This window comes from Sodalis sp. (in: enterobacteria) (assembly GCF_047607725.1).
Lineage (GTDB): Bacteria > Pseudomonadota > Gammaproteobacteria > Enterobacterales > Enterobacteriaceae > JBLKSS01.
Genome location: NZ_JBLKSS010000326.1, coordinates 6,018 through 7,846, shown reverse-complemented (window position 1 = coordinate 7,846; position 1,829 = coordinate 6,018). Strand labels below are relative to the sequence as shown.

Below are 1,829 nucleotides of genomic sequence, written 5' to 3'. Positions count from 1 at the left end.
GCGGGCGGTGATGTGTCCGCGCCTATTCACGATGTCGCTCATGCCGCCGTTGTATCTCCTGTTTCCCGTTTCCCGCCTTTCAATGATTGCATCACACGCCGCATAACTCAATTTCGCCGCTGGTCCACCGCCGCACGCCGCGCCACACTGCGGCAATGAATGACTCCCTTAACAATAGCGGCTATACCTTGCCTGAGCTGCTCCTGACGCTGGCGTTGACCGCGCTGCTAATCCTGGCGGAAGTTATGGCTGGCGTCAGCATCAGTCGGCCCGGCAACTGGCGAGCAACGCCCACCAGTTGATGGATTTTATCGTGCGCCAGCAATGGCATGCCGCATGGGGTAACCGCCGCTGCCGGATCAATGCGGTCGGCGGCGAGCGCTGGCAGCTGTACGGCGATCCGCTATGCGGCTTGGGCCGCGCGGCACCGGGAGCCAGGCGCGAACCCGCGCGCGGCGTTGCTCCCTATACGGGTGTTCGCCTGTCGTTGTCGACGGCGGGCGAGCTGAGTCTGGGCGGGCGGCGCCACACCGCCAGCACGGCGCACTTCGTCCTCAGCAATCCGGCGGGGCGGCTGCGGATGGTGGTTTCCGGCAGCGAGCGGGGGCGCTGGGCGGGGATCCCGTCATGCTAACCGGGTGGGTGGGCGGCAGGGGCGCCGCTGTGGCGTTACTTCCCGCCGTAACGCTTTCCGCTGTGGCCGACACCGATGCCGCGCCCGTGGCGGCTGGCGAGGGTTGCACCGGCTTTAGCCTGCCGGAATTGCTGGCCGCCCTGGCAGCATACAGCGTGCTGTTGACGGTGGCGCTGCACCTTTTTCGCACTGCACCGTGGTGCCGAAGGAGCGATACTGCAGCTGAAATTGATGCGCCAGCTTGATCTCTATGCGCTGGCCATGGTCAAGGACCTGCGTCGTGCCGGCTTTTCGCCGCAGGGCAAGGCAGGGTGCGCGCTGTGGATCGACAGACGCCAGGGGGAGCCATCCTGCTCCTGTCTTGTGGTCGGTTATGCCTATTACGCGCACAGCGATGCATCCGGGCATCTCGTCTCCGCCACCTTCGGCTATCGCCTGCGTCGGGGGGCGCTGGAGACCCAGCGTGATGTACGTGATTGCCAGGGGGGGCTGGGAAAAGGTGTTCAACAGCGATGAGCTGACGGTGACCCGGCTGCGATTTACCGCCCTTGCAGGTGGCGCGCTGCGCATTCATCTGGCCGCGACCGCCCGTCGTCGGCCGGATATCGGCTACGCCGTGACGCAGGTCGTGGCGCGGCGGAATCTATGAGCCGGGAACGGGGTAGCTGCAGTGTATTGGCGCTGGCGCTCCTCAGCGGCTTTTGCCTGCTGGCGATGTTGAGTTGGCAGCGCGCGCTCCAGGTTTCGCTGGAGCGGGCGCGGGCGCAGCGTCATTATTTGCTGGCTTTTCACCAGGCGGAATCGTCCCTCGCTTGGGGGCTAAGCCAGCACTGGCCCGCCCGGCACGGCGAATGCCGACAGCATCCCGCCGCGCCATTGCGGGTTTGCCTGCAGGTCAGCGGTCGGGGATATGGCTGGCTGCTGCGCGGGGAAGGAGGCGGAACGATGCTGGCGCCGCCGTGGCGGCATTATCGGCGCGTCACGCTGCATTTGGCCGTAGCGCCGCCAGCCGCGGAGGATTTTGTTGCATCAACTTGTCCGACGGCACCGAGGGATCCTGCCGCCGTGAATCCCCCGCCGGCGCCGGCGGCTCCCCTCGTGGTGGGAGCATCGCCGAACCCGGCGCGGACGCATTTTCTGCGGGCGCGGCACGACGGCTGGCTGGATTTTGACCCGGGCTAAAAGCTGCGGCAGG

5 protein-coding genes are annotated in these 1,829 nt (G+C 66.4%); all 5 read left to right on the top strand.

Translation table 11 applies throughout. From position 1 onward, the window contains the following. The first annotated feature begins 155 nt into the window (after positions 1-155). On the top strand, positions 156-302 hold the full coding sequence (locus ACMX3H_RS19525) for a prepilin-type N-terminal cleavage/methylation domain-containing protein (protein WP_415210338.1): 147 nt from the start codon (positions 156-158) through the stop codon (positions 300-302). Beyond that, entirely contained in the window at positions 299-634 is a 336-nt protein-coding gene (locus tag ACMX3H_RS19520; RefSeq protein WP_415211916.1) for a hypothetical protein, read from the top strand. The genes ACMX3H_RS19525 and ACMX3H_RS19520 overlap by 4 nt, the downstream gene beginning before the upstream one ends. A 29-nt stretch (positions 635-663) precedes the next feature. Beyond that, positions 664-879, top strand: a complete 216-nt coding sequence (locus ACMX3H_RS19515; RefSeq protein ID WP_415210340.1) for a prepilin-type N-terminal cleavage/methylation domain-containing protein — start codon at positions 664-666, stop codon at positions 877-879. Positions 880-1,097: 218 nt separating this feature from the next. Then, entirely contained in the window at positions 1,098-1,283 is a 186-nt protein-coding gene (locus ACMX3H_RS19510) for a hypothetical protein (RefSeq protein WP_415210341.1), read from the top strand. After that, the gene (locus ACMX3H_RS19505) at positions 1,280-1,816 is read left to right on the top strand and encodes a DUF2509 family protein (protein WP_415210342.1); all 537 of its coding nucleotides are present in this window, start codon (positions 1,280-1,282) and stop codon (positions 1,814-1,816) included. Before ACMX3H_RS19510 ends, ACMX3H_RS19505 begins: the two co-directional genes overlap by 4 nt. Positions 1,817-1,829: the final 13 nt, after the last annotated feature.

Bases quoted from the DNA above. Each gene is read 5' to 3' on its own strand.
- ACMX3H_RS19525 (WP_415210338.1), top strand. From the start codon at position 156: ATGAATGACTCCCTTAACAATAGCGGCTATACCTTGCCTGAGCTGCTC.
- ACMX3H_RS19505 (WP_415210342.1), top strand. From the start codon at position 1,280: ATGAGCCGGGAACGGGGTAGCTGCAGTGTATTGGCGCTGGCGCTCCTC.